Genomic DNA, 15,361 nt, shown 5'->3' on the forward strand with positions numbered 1-15,361 from the left:
CTGCGCGGCACCAAGCGTGACGACGTCGAGCGCGGCCAGGTGCTGTGCAAGCCGGGTTCGATCAAGCCGCACACCGAGTTCGAAGCCGAAGTCTATGTGCTGTCCAAGGATGAGGGTGGTCGTCATACCCCGTTCTTCAAGGGCTACCGTCCGCAGTTCTACTTCCGCACCACCGACATCACTGGCGCCTGCCAGCTGCCGGAAGGCGTGGAGATGGTGATGCCGGGCGACAACGTGAAGATGGTCGTGACCCTGATCAACCCGGTCGCGATGGACGAAGGTCTGCGCTTCGCCATCCGTGAAGGCGGTCGTACCGTCGGCGCCGGTGTGGTTGCCAAGATCATCAAGTAAGTGCCTGCAATCCAGCGGCATTAGTCGCTGGATCTGCAAGAAGGAGGGTCGGCGCAAGCCGGCCCTTTTTTTGGTCCGGGGTCAGGGTTCGCAAACGTCCTCATAGGGCAGGGTGCTTGCGCGACCACAATCACGCCGCTATAATGCGCGGCTCGGTGTCCCTGGGTAGGGCGCTGAGTTACAGCGAAAAGAACGGCAGGATGCCGCTCGTGTTCGCCAGACCGGGAAGGTCGCGTCGCATGGAGCACTCAACAACTCACATGTTGTTGACCGTGCTCTTGTTGCGCACTATACTTTTCCGTCTGGGCAGGCCGGTTTACCGGTCTGCCTCAGTTTTTGGGCGGAGGAAATGCCCTCGCCAGCAGGATGCGCGGCGATTTCATCTACGTCAGGAATATCGGGGCAGGTATCCCAGAGGCCTTGCCCGTCGCTCTTTTAACGAAGGAAGCTTCCGTCATGTCGGAACAAAAGATCCGGATTCGGTTGAAGGCGTTCGATCATCGTTTGATCGACCGTTCGGCCAGCGAGATCGTCGAAACGGCTAAGCGGACCGGCGCGCAAGTGCGTGGCCCGATCCCGTTGCCGACCAAGATCGAACGTTACACCATCCTCGTATCCCCGCATGCCGACAAGGATGCGCGTGACCAGTACGAAACCCGCACGCACAAGCGTGTGCTCGATATCGTCGACCCGAACGACAAGACCGTGGACGCGCTGATGAAGCTCGAACTCGCGGCTGGCGTCGACGTACAGATCAAGTTGACCTGAGGACTACGACCATGACGAAGAAATATTCGTTGGGCTTCGTGGGCCGCAAGGCTGGCATGAGCCGCGTCTTCACTGAAGACGGCCGCTCGGTGCCGGTTACGCTGATCGAAGCAACTCCGAACCGCATCGCGCAGATCAAGACCGTTGAAACCGACGGTTACAGCGCAGTGCAGATTACCGTTGGCGCGCGTCGCGCCGCACTGGTCAACAAGCCGGCCGCTGGTCACTTCGCCAAGGCGAAGGTGGAAGCGGGTCGCGGCTTGTGGGAATTCCGCGTTGACGATGCGCAGCTCGGCGATTTCGCCGTCGGCGGCGAAATCAAGGCGGACATCTTCGAGGTCGGCCAGAAGGTCGACGTCCAGGGCGTCACCAAGGGTAAGGGTTTCCAGGGCACCATCAAGCGCTACAACTTCCGTATGGGCGATGCAACTCACGGTAACTCGCTGTCGCATCGCGCGCCGGGTTCGTTGGGTCAGCGCCAGACCCCGGGTCGCGTTTTCCCGGGTAAGAAGATGTCGGGCCACATGGGCGCCGTGCAGCAAAGCACGCAGAACCTGGAAGTGGTCAAGGTCGACGTCGAGCGTGGTCTGATTGCTATCCGCGGCGCCGTGCCTGGCGCAGCTGGTGGCGACGTGATCGTCCGTCCGGCGAGCAAGGCATAAGGAGAGATGACGATGGAACTCGTTATCACGGGTAGCAACAACAAGGTCTCGGTCTCCGATGCCGTGTTCGGTCGCGAATTCAGCGAAGATCTGGTTCACCAGGTCGTCGTCGCTTATCGCAATGCCGGCCGCGCTGGTACCAAGGCTCAGAAGACGCGTTCGGAAGTTGCGGGCACGACCAAGAAGTCGAAGAAGCAGAAGGGCGGCGGTGCGCGTCATGGCGCGCTGACGGCTCCGATCTTCATCGGCGGCGGCGTGACCTTTGCGGCCAAGCCGCGCAGCTTCGAACAGAAAGTCAACCGCAAGATGTACCGTGCGGCCATCTGCGCGATCTTCTCTGAGCTTAATCGCCAGGGTCGCCTGATGATCGTCGATGCGTTCGACGTCGAAACCACCAAGACCCAGGGTCTGATCGAGAAGCTGAAGGGACTGGACGTGGGCAAGCGCCCGCTGATCGTCACCGAGGAAGCGTCCGAGCACCTGTATCTGTCCGCCCGCAATCTGCCGTATGTGCAGGTGCGTGATGTGCAGGGTCTGGATCCGGTCGCTCTGGTCGGGGCCGATACGGTCGTGATCACCGCCGATGCGGTCAAGAAGGTCGAGGAGTGGCTGGCATGAGCAGCAACGAAAAAATCTTCAGCGTGCTGCGTGCTCCGCGAGTCTCCGAAAAGACCGCGCGCCTGCAGGAAATCTCCAACCAGTATGTCTTCGAAGTTTCGAACGAAGCCACCAAGGCCGATGTAAAGGCCGCGGTTGAGCAGCTGTTCGACGTCAAGGTCAAAGCAGTCAACGTGGTCAACGTCAAGGGCAAGAGCAAGTCCTTCCGTAACCGTGCTGGCAGCCGTGGCAATTGGCGCAAGGCGTACGTCCGCCTGGTTGATGGTCAGTCCATCGACGTAACGGCCAAGGCCTGAGGTCCATCCCATGCCATTGATGAAGTTCAAACCCACCTCTCCCGGCCGTCGTTCCGCCGTGCGCGTGGTCACCCCCGATCTGCACAAGGGCGCACCGCACGCGGCGCTGCTCGACTCGCAGAGCAAGTCCGGTGGTCGTAACCACCATGGCCGCATCACCGTGCGTCACGTCGGTGGTGGTCACAAGCAGCACTACCGCATCATCGACTTCAAGCGCAACAAGGAAGGTATTCCGGCGCGTGTGGAGCGGATCGAATACGATCCGAACCGTACCGCTCATATCGCCCTGCTGTGCTACGTCGACGGCGAGCGCCGCTACATCATCGCCCCCAAGGGCCTGAAGGCTGGCGACCAGGTCATTGCCGGTGCCAATGCACCGATCAAGACCGGCAACACGCTGCCGCTGCGCAACATCCCGGTCGGTACGACGGTCCACGGTATCGAGCTGAAGCCGGGTAAGGGCGCTCAGATCGCACGTGCTGCCGGTGCAGCCGTCCAGCTGGTCGCTCGCGAAGGCATCTATGCCACGCTGCGTCTGCGCTCGGGCGAAATGCGCAAGGTGCCGGTCGAGTGCCGCGCCACCATCGGCGAAGTCGGCAACGACGAGCACAACCTCGAGAAGCTGGGCAAGGCTGGCGCCAAGCGCTGGCGCGGTGTTCGTCCGACCGTTCGCGGTGCGGCCATGAACCCGGTCGATCACCCGCACGGTGGTGGTGAGGCCAAGGCTGGCCAGGGTAATCCGCATCCGGTCACCCCGTGGGGTGTTCCGACCAAGGGTTACAAGACGCGCAAGAACAAGCGCACCCAGCAATTCATCGTCCGCGATCGTAGGGGCTAATCGACCATGGCACGTTCACTTAAGAAGGGCCCGTTCGTCGATCACCACCTTGCAAAGAAGGTGGAGTCCGCTGCGGGTAGCAAGAAGCCGATCAAGACCTGGTCGCGCCGTTCGATGATCCTGCCGGAAATGGTAGGCATCACCATCGCCGTGCATAACGGCAAGAACCACATTCCGGTGCTCGTCAACGAGAATATGGTCGGCCACAAGCTCGGCGAATTTGCCGTCACCCGGACCTTCAAGGGTCACGGTGGCGACAAGAAGTCGAGCAGGTAAGGAGAGATGACGATGGAAGCGAAAGCAATCCTGCGCACCGCGCGCATCTCCCCGCAGAAGGCCCGCCTGGTCGCTGACCAGGTGCGTGGACTGTCCGCCGAACGTGCGGTCAATCTGCTGAAGTTCTCGGACAAGAAGGCTGCGCACCTGATCAAGAAGGTTGTGGAGTCGGCTATTGCCAATGCCGAGAACAATCAGGGCGCGGATGTCGACGAGCTGAAGGTCAAGACCATCATGGTTGATGAAGGTCCCTCCCTGAAGCGTTTCATGGCGCGGGCGAAAGGCCGCGGTACCCGCATCCTCAAGCGCACCAGTCACATCACTGTGATTGTCGGCGCCGCCAAGTAAGCGGAAAGGAAAAGACCATGGGTCATAAAGTTCATCCGACTGGAATTCGCCTTGGCATCGCCAAGGACTGGAATTCCAAGTGGTACGCAAGCAAGGCCGACTTCGCCGCCTACCTGGCAGCCGACCTGAAAGTGCGTGAAATGCTGCGCAAGAAGCTCGCGCAGGCAGGTATCAGCAAGATCTTGATCGAGCGCCCTGCCAAAACCGCCCGCGTGACGATTCACACCGCCCGTCCGGGCGTGGTGATCGGCAAGCGTGGCGAGGACATCGAAAAGCTGCGTAAGGAAGTGAGCGCGATGATGGGTGTTCCTGCCCACATCAACGTCACCGAAGTGCGCAAGCCGGAGCTGGATGCGCAGCTGGTCGCCGAGTCGATCGCGCAGCAGCTTGAGCGTCGCATCATGTTCCGCCGCGCAATGAAGCGCTCGGTCGGCAACGCGATGCGCTTGGGTGCCCTGGGCATCAAGGTCAATGTGGCTGGCCGCCTCAACGGTGCAGAAATCGCCCGTTCGGAGTGGTACCGCGAAGGCCGCGTGCCGCTGCACACGCTACGTGCCGACATCGATTACGGTTTTGCCGAGGCGTCCACGACGTACGGCATCATCGGCATCAAGGTCTGGATCTATAAGGGTGAGGTCTTCGACTTCTCCCAGGTTGGCCAGGAGAAGCAGGACGACAGCCCGCGCAACGATCGTAACGATCGCGGCGACCGTGGTGACCGTCCTTCGCGCCCGGCTCGTGAAGCGAGGTAACGGCAATGTTGCAACCCAAGCGAACCAAATATCGCAAGATGCACAAGGGCCGTAACGACGGCCTGGCATGGAGCGGAAACGCCGTCAGCTTCGGCGAGTACGGCCTCAAGGCAACCGCGCACGGTCAGCTGACCGCGCGTCAGATTGAAGCAGCACGTCGTACGATCAGCCGCCACGTCAAGAAGGGCGGCAAGATGTGGATTCGTGTGTTCCCCGACAAGCCGATCACCAAGAAGCCGATCGAAGTCCGCATGGGCTCCGGTAAGGGCAACGTGGAGTACTGGGTCGCGCAGATTCAGCCGGGCCGCATGATCTATGAAATCGAGGGTATTCCCGAGGATATCGCACGTGAGGCGTTCCGCCTTGCCGCCGCGAAATTGTCGGTGACCACCACTTTCGTGACCCGGACGGTGCGCTGATGGATATCAAACAACTCCGCGAGAAGTCGGCTGACGAACTGAAGGCCCACCTGACCGATCTGCGTAAGGAGCAGTTCTCGCTCCGTATGCAGCAGGTCACCGGCCAGCTGCCGAAGACCCACGATACCCGCCGGGTGCGCCGCGAGATTGCTCGCGTCAAGTACCTGCTCGGCAGCACCAAGTAAGGACGGCCGCGATGAGCGACAACAACGAAAAGCAAGCGCTGCGCACGGTCGAAGGCCGTGTCGTCAGCAACAAGATGGACAAGACGGTCACCGTGTTGGTGGAGCGCCAGGTCAAGCACCCGTTGTACGGTAAGTACATCAAGCGCTCGTCCAAGCTCCACGCACACGACGCCGACAATGCCTGCAACGAAGGCGATGTCGTGCGTGTGACCGAGATTGCTCCAATGTCCAAGACCAAGAACTGGCGGGTGGTCGAAATCGTCACCCGTTCGGCCGAATAAGGGAGATCTGAATCATGATCCAGATGCAGAGCTACCTCGATGTCGCCGACAATTCGGGTGCCAAGGAAGTGATGTGCATCAAGGTGCTGGGCGGCTCCAAGCGCCGTTACGCACACATTGGCGACATCATCAAGGTGACCGTCAAGGACGCCATTCCGCGCGGTAAGGTCAAGAAGGGCGAAGTCTACGACGCCGTCGTGGTGCGTACCCGCAAGGGTGTGCGCCGTCCCGACGGTTCGCTGATCCGCTTCGATGGCAACGCCGCTGTGCTGTTGAACAATAAGCAGGAGCCGATCGGGACCCGCATCTTCGGGCCGGTGACGCGCGAGCTGCGTTCCGAGAAGTTCATGAAGATCGTCTCGCTCGCTCCCGAAGTGCTGTGAGCGGAGGACATATACATGGCTAACCGTATCAAGAAGGGCGACCAGGTCGTCATCAACACCGGCAAGGACAAGGGTAAGCAGGGTGAAGTTGTGCGTGTGGATGGCGATCGCGTGATCGTCTCCAATGCCAACGTCATCAAGCGCCACACCAAGCCGAACCCGCAGGCGGGTGTCGCCGGCGGCGTGGTCGAGCGTGAAGCGTCGATCCATATCTCCAACGTCAATATCGTCAACCCGGCAACGGGCAAGGGCGAGCGCGTTGGCTTCAAGGTGCTGGAGGATGGACGCAAATTGCGTGTGTTCCGCTCCAGCGGTGAGGCGCTCGACGCCTGAGGAATGCGATCATGAACACTCGTCTCGAAAAGTTTTACAAGGAAAACGTGGTGCCGGCCCTGATGAAGGAATTCGGCTACACCAATCCGATGGAAGTGCCGAAGCTGGTCAAGGTCACGCTCAACATGGGCGTGGGCGAGGCGGCTACCAACAAGAAGATTCTGGAAAATGCGGTCGCCGACATGTCCAAGATCTCCGGTCAGAAGCCGGTGGTCACCAAGTCGCGCGTTTCGGTCGCATCGTTCAAGATTCGTGACGGTTGGCCGATCGGCTGCAAGACCACGTTGCGTCGCGCCAAGATGTACGAGTTTCTGGATCGTCTGATCAACATCTCGCTGCCGCGCGTGCGCGACTTCCGTGGTGTTTCGGGTCGCTCCTTTGACGGTCGTGGCAACTTCAACATGGGTGTGAAGGAACAGATCATCTTCCCGGAAATCGACTTCGACGCCGTCGACGCGATCCGCGGTATGGATATCGCCATCACCACCACCGCCAAGACGGATGCGGAAGCGAAGGCGCTGCTGGCAGCGTTCAAGTTCCCGTTCCGTAACTGACCGTCGAGGACATCCGAAATGGCAAAGACCTCCATGATCCACCGCGACATCAAGCGTGCAAAGCTGGCGAAGAAATTCGCCGGCAAGCGTGATGCGCTGAAGAAGATCCTCTCCAGCCAGGATGCGTCCTACGAAGAGAAGATCGACGCGTCGACCAAGTTGCAGAAGCTGCCGCGCGATTCGTCGCCGAGCCGCCACCGCAACCGTTGCGAGTTGTCCGGTCGTCCGCGCGGTGTCTACCGCAAGTTCGGTCTGGGTCGCAACATGCTGCGCAAAGCCACCATGAACGGCGACGTTCCGGGCCTGCGCAAGGCAAGCTGGTAACAGCATTGCCGGTCGCTCGCGGCCGGCTTGAGCAGGATGGTTCTGTTCAACATGGGAGTCCGACGCAGGTCGGGCTCTTTTGTCGTATACTTCCGCTTCTGTCTTGCCCGCACGGGCCTGGCATGGCGTAAAGGGTCCTGGCCCATCCCCAGGAAAACACAAGATTTTCGCGAAAGCGGATATCGGTGCACTCAAAGGTACTCATATGAGCATGACTGATCCCATCGCCGACCTGCTGGTACGCATCAAGAATGCGGCCGCGGTTGGTAAGCAGACGGTGAAATTGCCGTCGTCCAAGATCAAGGTCGCGATCGCCCAGGTCCTGAAGGACGAGGGTTACATCACCGACCTGCGCGTGACAGCGACCGAGAACAACAAGTCGGAGCTGGAAATCGTGCTGAAGTATTTCGAAGGCCGTCCGGTCATCGAGACCCTGAAGCGTTTCTCGCGCTCGGGTCTGCGCCAGTACCGCGGCAAGACCGAGCTGCCCAAGGTCCTGGGTGGCCTGGGTATCGCCATCATTTCCACGTCGAAGGGCATCATGACCGATGCGCAGGCTCGCGAAGCCGGCGTTGGTGGTGAAGTCCTGTGCTTCGTGGCCTAAGGGAAGGAATCGATCATGTCCCGTGTAGCCAAGAAGCCTGTCTCCCTTCCGAAGGGTGTTGAACTCAAGGTCCAGCCCGAGCTGGTCAGCGTCAAGGGCCCGAAGGGCACCCTGACCCTGCCGAAGCCGGTTGGCGTCGAAATCGCCGTTGACGGCGACGTTGCCACGCTGTCGGCCAACGAGCCGTCGCAGATCGCCATCACCGGCACCGTGCGCGCCATCCTTGCCAATATGGTCAAGGGCGTGTCCGAAGGCTTCGAGCGCAAGCTCGAGCTGGTGGGCGTCGGTTACCGTGCCGCCATGCAGGGCAAGGACCTGAGCCTGGCGCTCGGCTTCTCGCACCCGCTGGTGTTCGTGGCGCCGGAAGGCATCACGCTGTCGACCCCGACCCAGACCGAAATCGTGGTCCAGGGCGCCGACAAGCAGCGCGTCGGCGAAGTTGCCGCCAAGATTCGCGGTTTCCGTCCGCCGGAGCCCTACAAGGGCAAGGGTGTGAAGTACGCCGGTGAAGTCATCATTCGCAAGGAAGCCAAGAAGGCGTAATGCAGGTCCCTCTGCTAGGAGCCCGGCCATCCATGGCCGGACTTTTCGATGCAAAAGCCTGCTTCCTTCAGCTTCCGTAGGATAAATATCATGAGCATCAACAAGAACATCGCCCGTCTGCGTCGCGCCAAGTCCACCCGTTCGCACATCCGTGAACTGGGCGTCGCTCGCCTGTCGGTGCTGCGCACCGGCCAGCATCTGTATGCGCAGGTCTTCACCGCCGACGGCTCCAAGGTGATCGCGGCGGCGAACACCCTGCAGGCCGACGTCAAGGAAGGCCTCAAGAACGGCAAGAACAGCGATGCGGCCGTCAAGGTTGGCAAGCTGATCGCCGAGCGCGCCAAGGCTGCGGGCATCGAGAAGGTCGCATTCGACCGCTCGGGCTATCGCTACCATGGCCGTATCAAGGCGCTGGCCGACGCAGCTCGCGAAGGCGGCCTGCAGTTCTAAGCACTGCTGCGGATGTGGCCATCGGCCACATCCGCGTTACCGCCGGCAGGGGAGATGCCGGACCGTCCCGTTCTTTTGCAACGGTGCCGGGAACACAGCGTGACTTCACAACCATAAGCGGCTTCGAGCCGTACATACCCAATCAATCAAGGAATCAAGATGGCAGAAGAACGTGCACCGCGGGGTCGTGATCGCGACCGTAACCGCGAAGAGAAAGTCGACGATGGCATGATCGAAAAGCTGGTCGCGGTCAATCGCGTCAGCAAGACGGTCAAGGGCGGTCGCCAGTTCACCTTCACCGCGTTGACCGTGGTCGGCGATGGTCTGGGCAAGGTCGGTTTCGGTTATGGCAAGGCGCGCGAAGTGCCGGTCGCCATCCAGAAGTCGATGGAGCAGGCGCGCAAGAACCTGGCGACTGTCGATCTGAACAACGGTACCTTGTGGCATGCCGTCAAGTCCGGCCATGGCGCAGCACGCGTCTACATGCAGCCGGCGTCGGAAGGTACGGGCGTCATCGCCGGCGGTGCCATGCGCGCCGTGCTGGAAGCGGTCGGCGTCAAGAACGTGCTGGCCAAGGCGGTTGGTTCGCGTAATCCGATCAACCTGGTCCGTGCAACCCTGAAGGGTCTGTCGGAAGTGCAGTCGCCGGCCCGTGTTGCGGCCAAGCGCGGCAAGAAGGTGGAGGAGCTCAACCATGGCTAAGGACACCAACAAGACCGTGAAGGTGCGCCTGGTGCGTGGCCTGCGTGGAACCCAGTCGCGTCACCGCCTGTCGGTGCGTGCGTTGGGCCTGAATAAGCTCAACGATGTGCGTGAACTGAAGGACAGCCCGCAGGTTCGCGGTCTGATCAATACCGTTCACTACCTCGTCAAGGTTGAGGACTAATCCCATGACTTTGCATCTCAATGACCTCAAGCCCGCCGACGGCGCCCGTACCGAGCGCACCCGCGTCGGTCGTGGCATCGGCTCCGGCCTCGGCAAGACCTGCGGCCGCGGCCACAAGGGTTCGTTCGCTCGCAAGGGCGGCGGCAAGATCAAGGCCGGCTTCGAAGGCGGCCAGACGCCGATGCAGCGCCGTCTGCCGAAGATCGGCTTCCGTTCCAAGATGGCGCGTGACAGTGCCGAAGTGTTGTCCTACCAGCTGGACAAGCTGGAAGCCGGTGAGATCGACTTTGCAGCGCTGCGTGCGGCCAATCTGGTCCCGAGCCGCGCCAAGAAGGCGAAGATCGTGCTGAAGGGCGAGCTGAGCAAGAAGTTCGTGCTGAAGGGTGTCGCCGCAAGTGCGGGCGCCAAGGCAGCAATCGAAGCTGCCGGCGGCAGCGTAGAGGAGTAATCGGCAGATGGCGCAGGCTGGCATTGGTAACCTCGGTGGCGGGCTCGGCAAGTTCACGGAACTTCGCCAGCGGCTACTGTTCGTCCTCGGGGCATTGATCGTCTATCGCATCGGCTGCTATGTGCCGGTGCCGGGCGTGAATCCCGATGCCATGCTTTCGTTGATGCAGGCGCAGGGCGGCGGCATCGTGGACATGTTCAACATGTTCTCGGGCGGCGCCCTGCACCGTTTCAGTATTTTTGCGTTGAACGTGATGCCGTATATCTCGGCATCGATCGTGATCCAGTTGGCCACGCACATCTTTCCCGCCCTCAAGGCGATGCAGAAGGAAGGCGAATCCGGCCGACGCAAGATCACCCAGTATTCGCGCATCGGTGCGGTGCTGCTGGCGGTGGTGCAGGGCGGCAGTATCGCGCTGGCACTACAGAACCAGACCGCGCCTGGTGGCGCTCCGGTGGTGTACGCGCCGGGCATGGGTTTCGTGCTCACCGCAGTGATTGCACTGACCGCCGGCACCATCTTCCTGATGTGGGTGGGCGAGCAGGTCACCGAGCGTGGCATCGGTAACGGCGTGTCGCTGATCATCTTTGCCGGCATCGTTGCAGGCCTTCCGTCGGCGGCAATCCAGACCGTCGAGGCCTTCCGCGAAGGCAATCTGAGCTTCATTTCGCTGCTGTTGATCGTCATCACCATTCTGGCGTTCACGTTGTTCGTGGTGTTTGTCGAGCGCGGGCAGCGACGTATCACGGTCAATTACGCGCGCCGCCAGGGCGGCCGCAATGCGTACATGAACCAGACCTCGTTCCTGCCGCTGAAGCTCAACATGGCAGGCGTGATTCCGCCGATCTTCGCGTCCAGCATCCTGGCCTTCCCGGCCACGCTGTCGATGTGGTCGGGTCAGGCGGCGTCGGGCAGTGGCGTGGGTTCGTGGCTGCAGAAGATTGCCAATGCGCTTGGGCCTGGCGAACCGGTGCACATGCTGGTGTTCGCTGCGCTGATCATCGGCTTCGCGTTCTTCTATACCGCGCTGGTGTTCAACTCGCAGGAAACCGCCGACAACCTCAAGAAGTCTGGCGCACTGATTCCGGGTATCCGTCCGGGAAAGGCGACAGCTGACTATGTGGACGGCGTGCTGACCCGGCTGACCGCAGCGGGTTCGTTGTACCTGGTGATCGTCTGCCTGCTGCCGGAAATCATGCGTACCCAGCTGGGCACCTCGTTCCACTTCGGTGGCACGTCGTTGTTGATTGCCGTGGTGGTGGTGATGGACTTCATCGCGCAGATCCAGGCCCATCTGATGTCGCATCAGTATGAGAGCCTGCTGAAGAAGGCCAACCTCAAGGGTGGCTCGCGCGGCGGTCTGGCGCGCAGTTAAGTGGTACACTAGATCTTCATTGCGTGAAGACGGCCTGGTTCCCGGGCCACGATCTTCCGATCAGAAGGGCGGCTCGCGCGACGTCTCGCGCGCGGGTGTGACGAGGTGGTCCTGTGCGGGAGTAGTACAGGCGATTCGGAGAAGTTTTCTGGATCAACATCGTCCGGCGCCGGAGCGAGGGCACACTCCCCACGCCGGGTCCATGGAACTTTTGGTTCCACGGGCTTCAAAGCAATCCGAGGCCTTGCTACAATTCCGAGTTCACTTTTGATCCATCCTGCCGGATGGCGCCTGGGCGCTGTCGGGCCATCACTCAGTTGGAGAATCGCGTCATGGCGCGTATTGCAGGCGTCAACCTGCCAGCCCAGAAGCACGTCTGGGTCGGGTTGCAAAGCATCTACGGCATCGGCCGTACCCGTTCGAAGAAGCTCTGCGAATCCGCAGGCGTTACCTCTACCACGAAGATTCGTGATCTGTCCGAACCCGAAATCGAGCGCCTGCGCGCCGAGGTCGGCAAGTATGTCGTCGAAGGCGACCTGCGCCGCGAAATCGGTATCGCGATCAAGCGACTGATGGACCTGGGCTGCTATCGCGGTCTGCGTCATCGCCGTGGTCTCCCGCTGCGTGGTCAGCGCACCCGTACCAACGCCCGCACCCGTAAGGGTCCGCGCAAGGCGATCAGGAAGTAAGGGATAGATCATGGCAAAGCCAGCAGAAAAGAAAACGAAGAAGAAGATCAAGCGCGTCATCACTGACGGCGTCGCTCACGTCCACGCTTCGTTCAACAACACCATCGTCACCATCACCGATCGCCAGGGCAATGCACTGTCGTGGGCCACGTCCGGCGGCGCCGGTTTCCGTGGTTCGCGCAAGTCGACCCCGTTCGCTGCTCAGGTTGCCGCCGAAAAGGCTGGCCGCGCTGCGCTCGACTACGGCGTGAAGTCGCTGGAAGTGCGTATCAAGGGTCCGGGTCCGGGCCGTGAGTCGGCCGTGCGTTCGTTGAACAACGTGGGCTACAAGATCACCAACATCATCGACGTGACGCCAATCCCGCACAACGGGTGCCGTCCGCCGAAGAAGCGTCGCGTCTAAAGGGAGCGATAAGAAATGGCTCGTTATATCGGTCCTACCTGTAAGCTCGCCCGCCGCGAAGGCGTCGATCTTTCCCTCAAGAGCCCGGCGCGCGCGCTGGACTCCAAGTGCAAGCTTGAGCAGAAGCCCGGCCAACACGGCGCGGCTCGCAAAGGCAAGCTCTCCGACTATGCCACCCAGCTGCGCGAAAAGCAGAAGGTCAAGCGCATCTACGGTTTGCTGGAGCGTCAGTTCCGCAACTACTACAAGAAGGCCTCGACCAAGAAGGGCAACACCGGCGAGAACCTGCTGCAGTTGCTGGAAACCCGTCTGGACAACGTCTGCTACCGCATGGGCTTTGCCGTCACCCGTCCGGCCGCGCGCCAGCTGGTGTCGCACCGTGGCGTGCTGGTCAATGGCAAGTCGGTGAATCTGGCTTCGTACCAGATCAAGGCTGGCGATGCGATCACGCTGTCGGAAAAGGCACAGAAGCAGCTTCGCGTGCAGGAAGCCCTGACCGTGGCTGAGCAGCACGACATGACGCCGTCGTGGGTCGAAGTCGATTCGAAGAAGTTCAGCGGCGTGTTCAAGGCCGTTCCGGATCGCGCTGACCTGCCTTCGGATATCAACGAAGCGCTGATCGTCGAGTTGTATTCGAAGTAATTCACATTGGAGAGCCTCCGGCACCGCCGGAGGTTCGCAGGAGACCCCGCAACATGACGGTTACCGCCAACCAGGTTCTGCGCCCCCGTGGTCCGCAGATCGAACGTCTTACCGACAATCGCGCAAAGGTCGTGATCGAGCCCTTGGAGCGCGGTTACGGGCACACGCTGGGCAATGCCCTGCGTCGTGTGCTGTTGTCGTCGATCCCGGGTTTTGCGATCACCGAGGTCGAGATCGACGGCGTGCTGCACGAGTACACCACGGTCGAAGGGCTGCAGGAAGACGTGCTTGACGTCCTGCTCAACCTGAAAGACGTGGCGATTCGTATGCATAGTGGCGACAGCGCGACGCTGTCGTTGTCCAAGCAGGGTCCGGGCACGGTCACTGCGGCCGACATCAGGACCGATCACAACGTCGAGATCATCAACGGCGACCACGTGATCTGCCACCTGACCAAGGACACGGCGCTGAACATGCGCCTGAAGATCGAGCGTGGTTTCGGCTATCAGCCGGCTGCCGCGCGTCGTCGTCCGGACGAAGAGACCCGCACCATCGGTCGTCTGATGCTGGATGCGTCGTTCTCGCCGGTGCGTCGCGTTGCCTATGCCGTGGAAGCTGCGCGCGTTGAACAGCGCACCGACCTCGACAAGCTGGTGATCGATATCGAAACCAACGGCACGATCGATGCCGAGGAAGCCGTGCGCACCGCCGCCGACATCCTCAGCGATCAGCTGTCGGTGTTCGGCGATTTCACCCACCGCGATCGCGGTGCGGCCAAGCCGGCTGCCAGCGGCGTGGATCCGGTGCTGCTGCGCCCGATCGACGACCTCGAGCTGACCGTGCGTTCGGCCAACTGCCTGAAGGCCGAGAGCATCTACTACATCGGTGATCTGATCCAGAAGACCGAAGTGGAGCTGCTCAAGACCCCGAACCTCGGCAAGAAGTCGCTGACCGAAATCAAGGAAGTGCTGGCACAGCGCGGCCTTGCACTGGGCATGAAGCTGGAGAACTGGCCGCCGGCCGGTGTCGCCCAGCACGGCATGCTTGGTTAATGCATCACCGCATGGGCGTCTTCGGGCGCCCATGCTGTTTTTTTACATCGACGGGCCAAAGCCCGCGGTGACATCCGGTCAAAGGACGGCCGGCTCGGACCAACCGCAGTCCATTCAACAGCGCCAGGATGGCGACAGCGTCTCTCAAGCAGTCTCAACATTCCTCAGGAAATCACACTCATGCGTCACCAGAAATCCGGTCGTAAATTCAACCGCACCAGCGCGCACCGCGAAGCCATGTTCCGCAATATGGCCGCGTCGCTGTTCAAGCACGAGCTGATCAAGACCACCTTGCCGAAGGCCAAGGAACTGCGTCGCGTCGCCGAGCCGCTGATCACCATCGGCAAGGTCGATGGCGTTGCCAATCGTCGTCTGGCGTTCGCTCGCCTGCGCGACAAGGAAGCAGTGGGCAAGCTGTTCGTCGAACTGGGCCCGCGTTACGCGACCCGTCCCGGCGGCTACCTGCGCATCCTGAAGGCCGGCTTCCGTGCCGGTGACAATGCGCCGATGGCGTATGTCGAGCTGGTCGACCGTCCGGTCGTCGCCGAGGAAGTGGCCGAGTAATCGGTTCGCCCTTCGCAAAGATTCTCGAAAAGCCCGGCTAGCGCCGGGCTTTTTTATTGCCTGTGCCGGACCATGGCGGTCGGTCTTGGTATGGGTGTTTCGGCAACAGCGCAGCGATGTGCATGCCTCAACCAGGATCAAGCTCACCGCCGCAAAGGCGGCCGTCTACGGGCGGTGTCGAGGGTCTGCAGGCCGACACATGACTGGCGACATGCATGGCTGCACCGGGCCTGCTGCCGGGCGACCTGCCCGATGCAGGCATCCGTGGTCACCGCGGCAGCGATGGCTGATAATCGGGCATTCGATCCTAGGCAAGC

28 protein-coding genes are annotated in these 15,361 nt (G+C 61.2%); all 28 read left to right on the forward strand.

Translation table 11 applies throughout. The annotated features are described in order from the left end of the window. On the forward strand, positions 1-351 hold a 351-nt coding region (locus GGR73_RS00005; RefSeq protein WP_456362897.1), incomplete at its 5' end, for an EF-Tu C-terminal domain-related protein. 456 nt (positions 352-807) lie between these two features. Beyond that, entirely contained in the window at positions 808-1,119 is a 312-nt protein-coding gene (rpsJ, locus tag GGR73_RS00010) for a 30S ribosomal protein S10 (RefSeq protein ID WP_003486723.1), read from the forward strand. Between the two features lie 11 nt (positions 1,120-1,130). Further along, positions 1,131-1,781, forward strand: a complete 651-nt coding sequence (gene rplC, locus GGR73_RS00015; protein WP_184455121.1) for a 50S ribosomal protein L3 — start codon at positions 1,131-1,133, stop codon at positions 1,779-1,781. 12 nt (positions 1,782-1,793) lie between these two features. Next, a complete protein-coding gene (gene rplD, locus GGR73_RS00020; protein ID WP_024938567.1) occupies positions 1,794-2,399 on the forward strand; it encodes a 50S ribosomal protein L4 in 606 nt (201 codons plus the stop codon). Beyond that, positions 2,396-2,695 (forward strand): 50S ribosomal protein L23, encoded by a 300-nt coding sequence (gene rplW / locus GGR73_RS00025; RefSeq protein WP_002811694.1) that lies wholly within the window; start codon positions 2,396-2,398, stop codon positions 2,693-2,695. The genes rplD and rplW overlap by 4 nt, the downstream gene beginning before the upstream one ends. A gap of 10 nt (positions 2,696-2,705) precedes the next feature. After that, a complete protein-coding gene (gene rplB, locus GGR73_RS00030; RefSeq protein ID WP_003486715.1) occupies positions 2,706-3,533 on the forward strand; it encodes a 50S ribosomal protein L2 in 828 nt (275 codons plus the stop codon). Positions 3,534-3,539: 6 nt separating this feature from the next. After that, positions 3,540-3,809, forward strand: coding sequence for a 30S ribosomal protein S19 (rpsS, locus tag GGR73_RS00035; protein WP_005993369.1), 270 nt, complete (start codon positions 3,540-3,542; stop codon positions 3,807-3,809). Positions 3,810-3,821: 12 nt separating this feature from the next. After that, the gene (gene rplV, locus GGR73_RS00040) at positions 3,822-4,157 is read left to right on the forward strand and encodes a 50S ribosomal protein L22 (protein WP_002811686.1); all 336 of its coding nucleotides are present in this window, start codon (positions 3,822-3,824) and stop codon (positions 4,155-4,157) included. 17 nt (positions 4,158-4,174) lie between these two features. Next, positions 4,175-4,909 carry a 30S ribosomal protein S3 gene (rpsC, locus tag GGR73_RS00045; RefSeq protein ID WP_024938565.1) on the forward strand — a complete coding sequence of 245 codons (735 nt, stop codon included), beginning with the start codon at positions 4,175-4,177 and terminating at the stop codon, positions 4,907-4,909. 5 nt (positions 4,910-4,914) lie between these two features. Beyond that, positions 4,915-5,328 (forward strand): 50S ribosomal protein L16, encoded by a 414-nt coding sequence (gene rplP, locus GGR73_RS00050; RefSeq protein ID WP_011036127.1) that lies wholly within the window; start codon positions 4,915-4,917, stop codon positions 5,326-5,328. Beyond that, the gene (gene rpmC, locus GGR73_RS00055; protein ID WP_006450638.1) at positions 5,328-5,513 is read left to right on the forward strand and encodes a 50S ribosomal protein L29; all 186 of its coding nucleotides are present in this window, start codon (positions 5,328-5,330) and stop codon (positions 5,511-5,513) included. The genes rplP and rpmC overlap by 1 nt, the downstream gene beginning before the upstream one ends. 11 nt (positions 5,514-5,524) lie before the next feature. After that, positions 5,525-5,794 carry a 30S ribosomal protein S17 gene (gene rpsQ, locus GGR73_RS00060; protein WP_016900663.1) on the forward strand — a complete coding sequence of 90 codons (270 nt, stop codon included), beginning with the start codon at positions 5,525-5,527 and terminating at the stop codon, positions 5,792-5,794. 14 nt (positions 5,795-5,808) lie between these two features. Continuing rightward, positions 5,809-6,177 (forward strand): 50S ribosomal protein L14, encoded by a 369-nt coding sequence (gene rplN / locus GGR73_RS00065; RefSeq protein WP_003486699.1) that lies wholly within the window; start codon positions 5,809-5,811, stop codon positions 6,175-6,177. A gap of 15 nt (positions 6,178-6,192) precedes the next feature. Continuing rightward, positions 6,193-6,510, forward strand: coding sequence for a 50S ribosomal protein L24 (gene rplX / locus GGR73_RS00070; protein WP_003486696.1), 318 nt, complete (start codon positions 6,193-6,195; stop codon positions 6,508-6,510). Positions 6,511-6,521: 11 nt separating this feature from the next. Continuing rightward, positions 6,522-7,064 carry a 50S ribosomal protein L5 gene (rplE, locus tag GGR73_RS00075; protein WP_010371090.1) on the forward strand — a complete coding sequence of 181 codons (543 nt, stop codon included), beginning with the start codon at positions 6,522-6,524 and terminating at the stop codon, positions 7,062-7,064. Between the two features lie 18 nt (positions 7,065-7,082). Then, the gene (rpsN, locus tag GGR73_RS00080; protein ID WP_005917137.1) at positions 7,083-7,388 is read left to right on the forward strand and encodes a 30S ribosomal protein S14; all 306 of its coding nucleotides are present in this window, start codon (positions 7,083-7,085) and stop codon (positions 7,386-7,388) included. Positions 7,389-7,593: 205 nt separating this feature from the next. Continuing rightward, positions 7,594-7,992 (forward strand): 30S ribosomal protein S8, encoded by a 399-nt coding sequence (gene rpsH / locus GGR73_RS00085; protein WP_010371096.1) that lies wholly within the window; start codon positions 7,594-7,596, stop codon positions 7,990-7,992. 15 nt (positions 7,993-8,007) lie between these two features. Continuing rightward, a complete protein-coding gene (rplF, locus tag GGR73_RS00090; protein ID WP_024938564.1) occupies positions 8,008-8,535 on the forward strand; it encodes a 50S ribosomal protein L6 in 528 nt (175 codons plus the stop codon). Positions 8,536-8,625: 90 nt separating this feature from the next. Then, the gene (gene rplR / locus GGR73_RS00095) at positions 8,626-8,985 is read left to right on the forward strand and encodes a 50S ribosomal protein L18 (RefSeq protein ID WP_016900655.1); all 360 of its coding nucleotides are present in this window, start codon (positions 8,626-8,628) and stop codon (positions 8,983-8,985) included. Positions 8,986-9,144: 159 nt separating this feature from the next. Beyond that, positions 9,145-9,687: a 30S ribosomal protein S5 gene (gene rpsE / locus GGR73_RS00100; protein WP_003486682.1), complete on the forward strand. Its 543-nt coding sequence runs from the start codon at positions 9,145-9,147 to the stop codon at positions 9,685-9,687. Continuing rightward, complete coding sequence (rpmD, locus tag GGR73_RS00105; RefSeq protein ID WP_024938563.1) at positions 9,680-9,871, forward strand: 50S ribosomal protein L30; 192 nt, start codon at positions 9,680-9,682, stop codon at positions 9,869-9,871. The genes rpsE and rpmD overlap by 8 nt, the downstream gene beginning before the upstream one ends. 4 nt (positions 9,872-9,875) lie before the next feature. Beyond that, positions 9,876-10,319: a 50S ribosomal protein L15 gene (gene rplO / locus GGR73_RS00110; RefSeq protein WP_016900650.1), complete on the forward strand. Its 444-nt coding sequence runs from the start codon at positions 9,876-9,878 to the stop codon at positions 10,317-10,319. A gap of 7 nt (positions 10,320-10,326) precedes the next feature. Then, a complete protein-coding gene (gene secY / locus GGR73_RS00115) occupies positions 10,327-11,694 on the forward strand; it encodes a preprotein translocase subunit SecY (protein ID WP_016900648.1) in 1,368 nt (455 codons plus the stop codon). Positions 11,695-12,026: 332 nt separating this feature from the next. Beyond that, on the forward strand, positions 12,027-12,383 hold the full coding sequence (rpsM, locus tag GGR73_RS00120; RefSeq protein ID WP_003486672.1) for a 30S ribosomal protein S13: 357 nt from the start codon (positions 12,027-12,029) through the stop codon (positions 12,381-12,383). Positions 12,384-12,393: 10 nt separating this feature from the next. Beyond that, positions 12,394-12,786, forward strand: a complete 393-nt coding sequence (rpsK, locus tag GGR73_RS00125) for a 30S ribosomal protein S11 (RefSeq protein WP_003486671.1) — start codon at positions 12,394-12,396, stop codon at positions 12,784-12,786. Positions 12,787-12,801: 15 nt separating this feature from the next. Next, positions 12,802-13,428 carry a 30S ribosomal protein S4 gene (rpsD, locus tag GGR73_RS00130; protein ID WP_024938562.1) on the forward strand — a complete coding sequence of 209 codons (627 nt, stop codon included), beginning with the start codon at positions 12,802-12,804 and terminating at the stop codon, positions 13,426-13,428. Positions 13,429-13,481: 53 nt separating this feature from the next. Then, positions 13,482-14,480, forward strand: coding sequence for a DNA-directed RNA polymerase subunit alpha (locus tag GGR73_RS00135; RefSeq protein ID WP_002811635.1), 999 nt, complete (start codon positions 13,482-13,484; stop codon positions 14,478-14,480). Between the two features lie 180 nt (positions 14,481-14,660). Then, a complete protein-coding gene (rplQ, locus tag GGR73_RS00140) occupies positions 14,661-15,044 on the forward strand; it encodes a 50S ribosomal protein L17 (RefSeq protein ID WP_003486665.1) in 384 nt (127 codons plus the stop codon). Positions 15,045-15,361: the final 317 nt, after the last annotated feature.

This window comes from Xanthomonas sp. F14 (assembly GCF_014199865.1).

Excerpts from the sequence above, each read along its gene's own strand:
- rplB (WP_003486715.1), top strand. The coding sequence starts at position 2,706 with ATGCCATTGATGAAGTTCAAACCCACCTCTCCCGGCCGTCGTTCCGCC.
- rplR (WP_016900655.1), top strand. The coding sequence starts at position 8,626 with ATGAGCATCAACAAGAACATCGCCCGTCTGCGTCGCGCCAAGTCCACC.
- secY (WP_016900648.1), top strand. The coding sequence starts at position 10,327 with ATGGCGCAGGCTGGCATTGGTAACCTCGGTGGCGGGCTCGGCAAGTTC.
- rplQ (WP_003486665.1), top strand. The coding sequence starts at position 14,661 with ATGCGTCACCAGAAATCCGGTCGTAAATTCAACCGCACCAGCGCGCAC.
- rpsC (WP_024938565.1), top strand. The coding sequence starts at position 4,175 with ATGGGTCATAAAGTTCATCCGACTGGAATTCGCCTTGGCATCGCCAAG.
- rplX (WP_003486696.1), top strand. The coding sequence starts at position 6,193 with ATGGCTAACCGTATCAAGAAGGGCGACCAGGTCGTCATCAACACCGGC.
- rpsD (WP_024938562.1), top strand. The coding sequence starts at position 12,802 with ATGGCTCGTTATATCGGTCCTACCTGTAAGCTCGCCCGCCGCGAAGGC.
- rpsK (WP_003486671.1), top strand. The coding sequence starts at position 12,394 with ATGGCAAAGCCAGCAGAAAAGAAAACGAAGAAGAAGATCAAGCGCGTC.
- rpsH (WP_010371096.1), top strand. The coding sequence starts at position 7,594 with ATGAGCATGACTGATCCCATCGCCGACCTGCTGGTACGCATCAAGAAT.
- rpmD (WP_024938563.1), top strand. The coding sequence starts at position 9,680 with ATGGCTAAGGACACCAACAAGACCGTGAAGGTGCGCCTGGTGCGTGGC.
- rplO (WP_016900650.1), top strand. The coding sequence starts at position 9,876 with ATGACTTTGCATCTCAATGACCTCAAGCCCGCCGACGGCGCCCGTACC.
- rplP (WP_011036127.1), top strand. The coding sequence starts at position 4,915 with ATGTTGCAACCCAAGCGAACCAAATATCGCAAGATGCACAAGGGCCGT.
- rpsM (WP_003486672.1), top strand. The coding sequence starts at position 12,027 with ATGGCGCGTATTGCAGGCGTCAACCTGCCAGCCCAGAAGCACGTCTGG.
- rplW (WP_002811694.1), top strand. The coding sequence starts at position 2,396 with ATGAGCAGCAACGAAAAAATCTTCAGCGTGCTGCGTGCTCCGCGAGTC.
- GGR73_RS00135 (WP_002811635.1), top strand. The coding sequence starts at position 13,482 with ATGACGGTTACCGCCAACCAGGTTCTGCGCCCCCGTGGTCCGCAGATC.
- rpsE (WP_003486682.1), top strand. The coding sequence starts at position 9,145 with ATGGCAGAAGAACGTGCACCGCGGGGTCGTGATCGCGACCGTAACCGC.
- rpsS (WP_005993369.1), top strand. The coding sequence starts at position 3,540 with ATGGCACGTTCACTTAAGAAGGGCCCGTTCGTCGATCACCACCTTGCA.
- rplN (WP_003486699.1), top strand. The coding sequence starts at position 5,809 with ATGATCCAGATGCAGAGCTACCTCGATGTCGCCGACAATTCGGGTGCC.
- rplE (WP_010371090.1), top strand. The coding sequence starts at position 6,522 with ATGAACACTCGTCTCGAAAAGTTTTACAAGGAAAACGTGGTGCCGGCC.
- rpmC (WP_006450638.1), top strand. The coding sequence starts at position 5,328 with ATGGATATCAAACAACTCCGCGAGAAGTCGGCTGACGAACTGAAGGCC.
- rpsQ (WP_016900663.1), top strand. The coding sequence starts at position 5,525 with ATGAGCGACAACAACGAAAAGCAAGCGCTGCGCACGGTCGAAGGCCGT.
- rplC (WP_184455121.1), top strand. The coding sequence starts at position 1,131 with ATGACGAAGAAATATTCGTTGGGCTTCGTGGGCCGCAAGGCTGGCATG.
- rplV (WP_002811686.1), top strand. The coding sequence starts at position 3,822 with ATGGAAGCGAAAGCAATCCTGCGCACCGCGCGCATCTCCCCGCAGAAG.
- rplD (WP_024938567.1), top strand. The coding sequence starts at position 1,794 with ATGGAACTCGTTATCACGGGTAGCAACAACAAGGTCTCGGTCTCCGAT.
- rpsJ (WP_003486723.1), top strand. The coding sequence starts at position 808 with ATGTCGGAACAAAAGATCCGGATTCGGTTGAAGGCGTTCGATCATCGT.
- rpsN (WP_005917137.1), top strand. The coding sequence starts at position 7,083 with ATGGCAAAGACCTCCATGATCCACCGCGACATCAAGCGTGCAAAGCTG.
- rplF (WP_024938564.1), top strand. The coding sequence starts at position 8,008 with ATGTCCCGTGTAGCCAAGAAGCCTGTCTCCCTTCCGAAGGGTGTTGAA.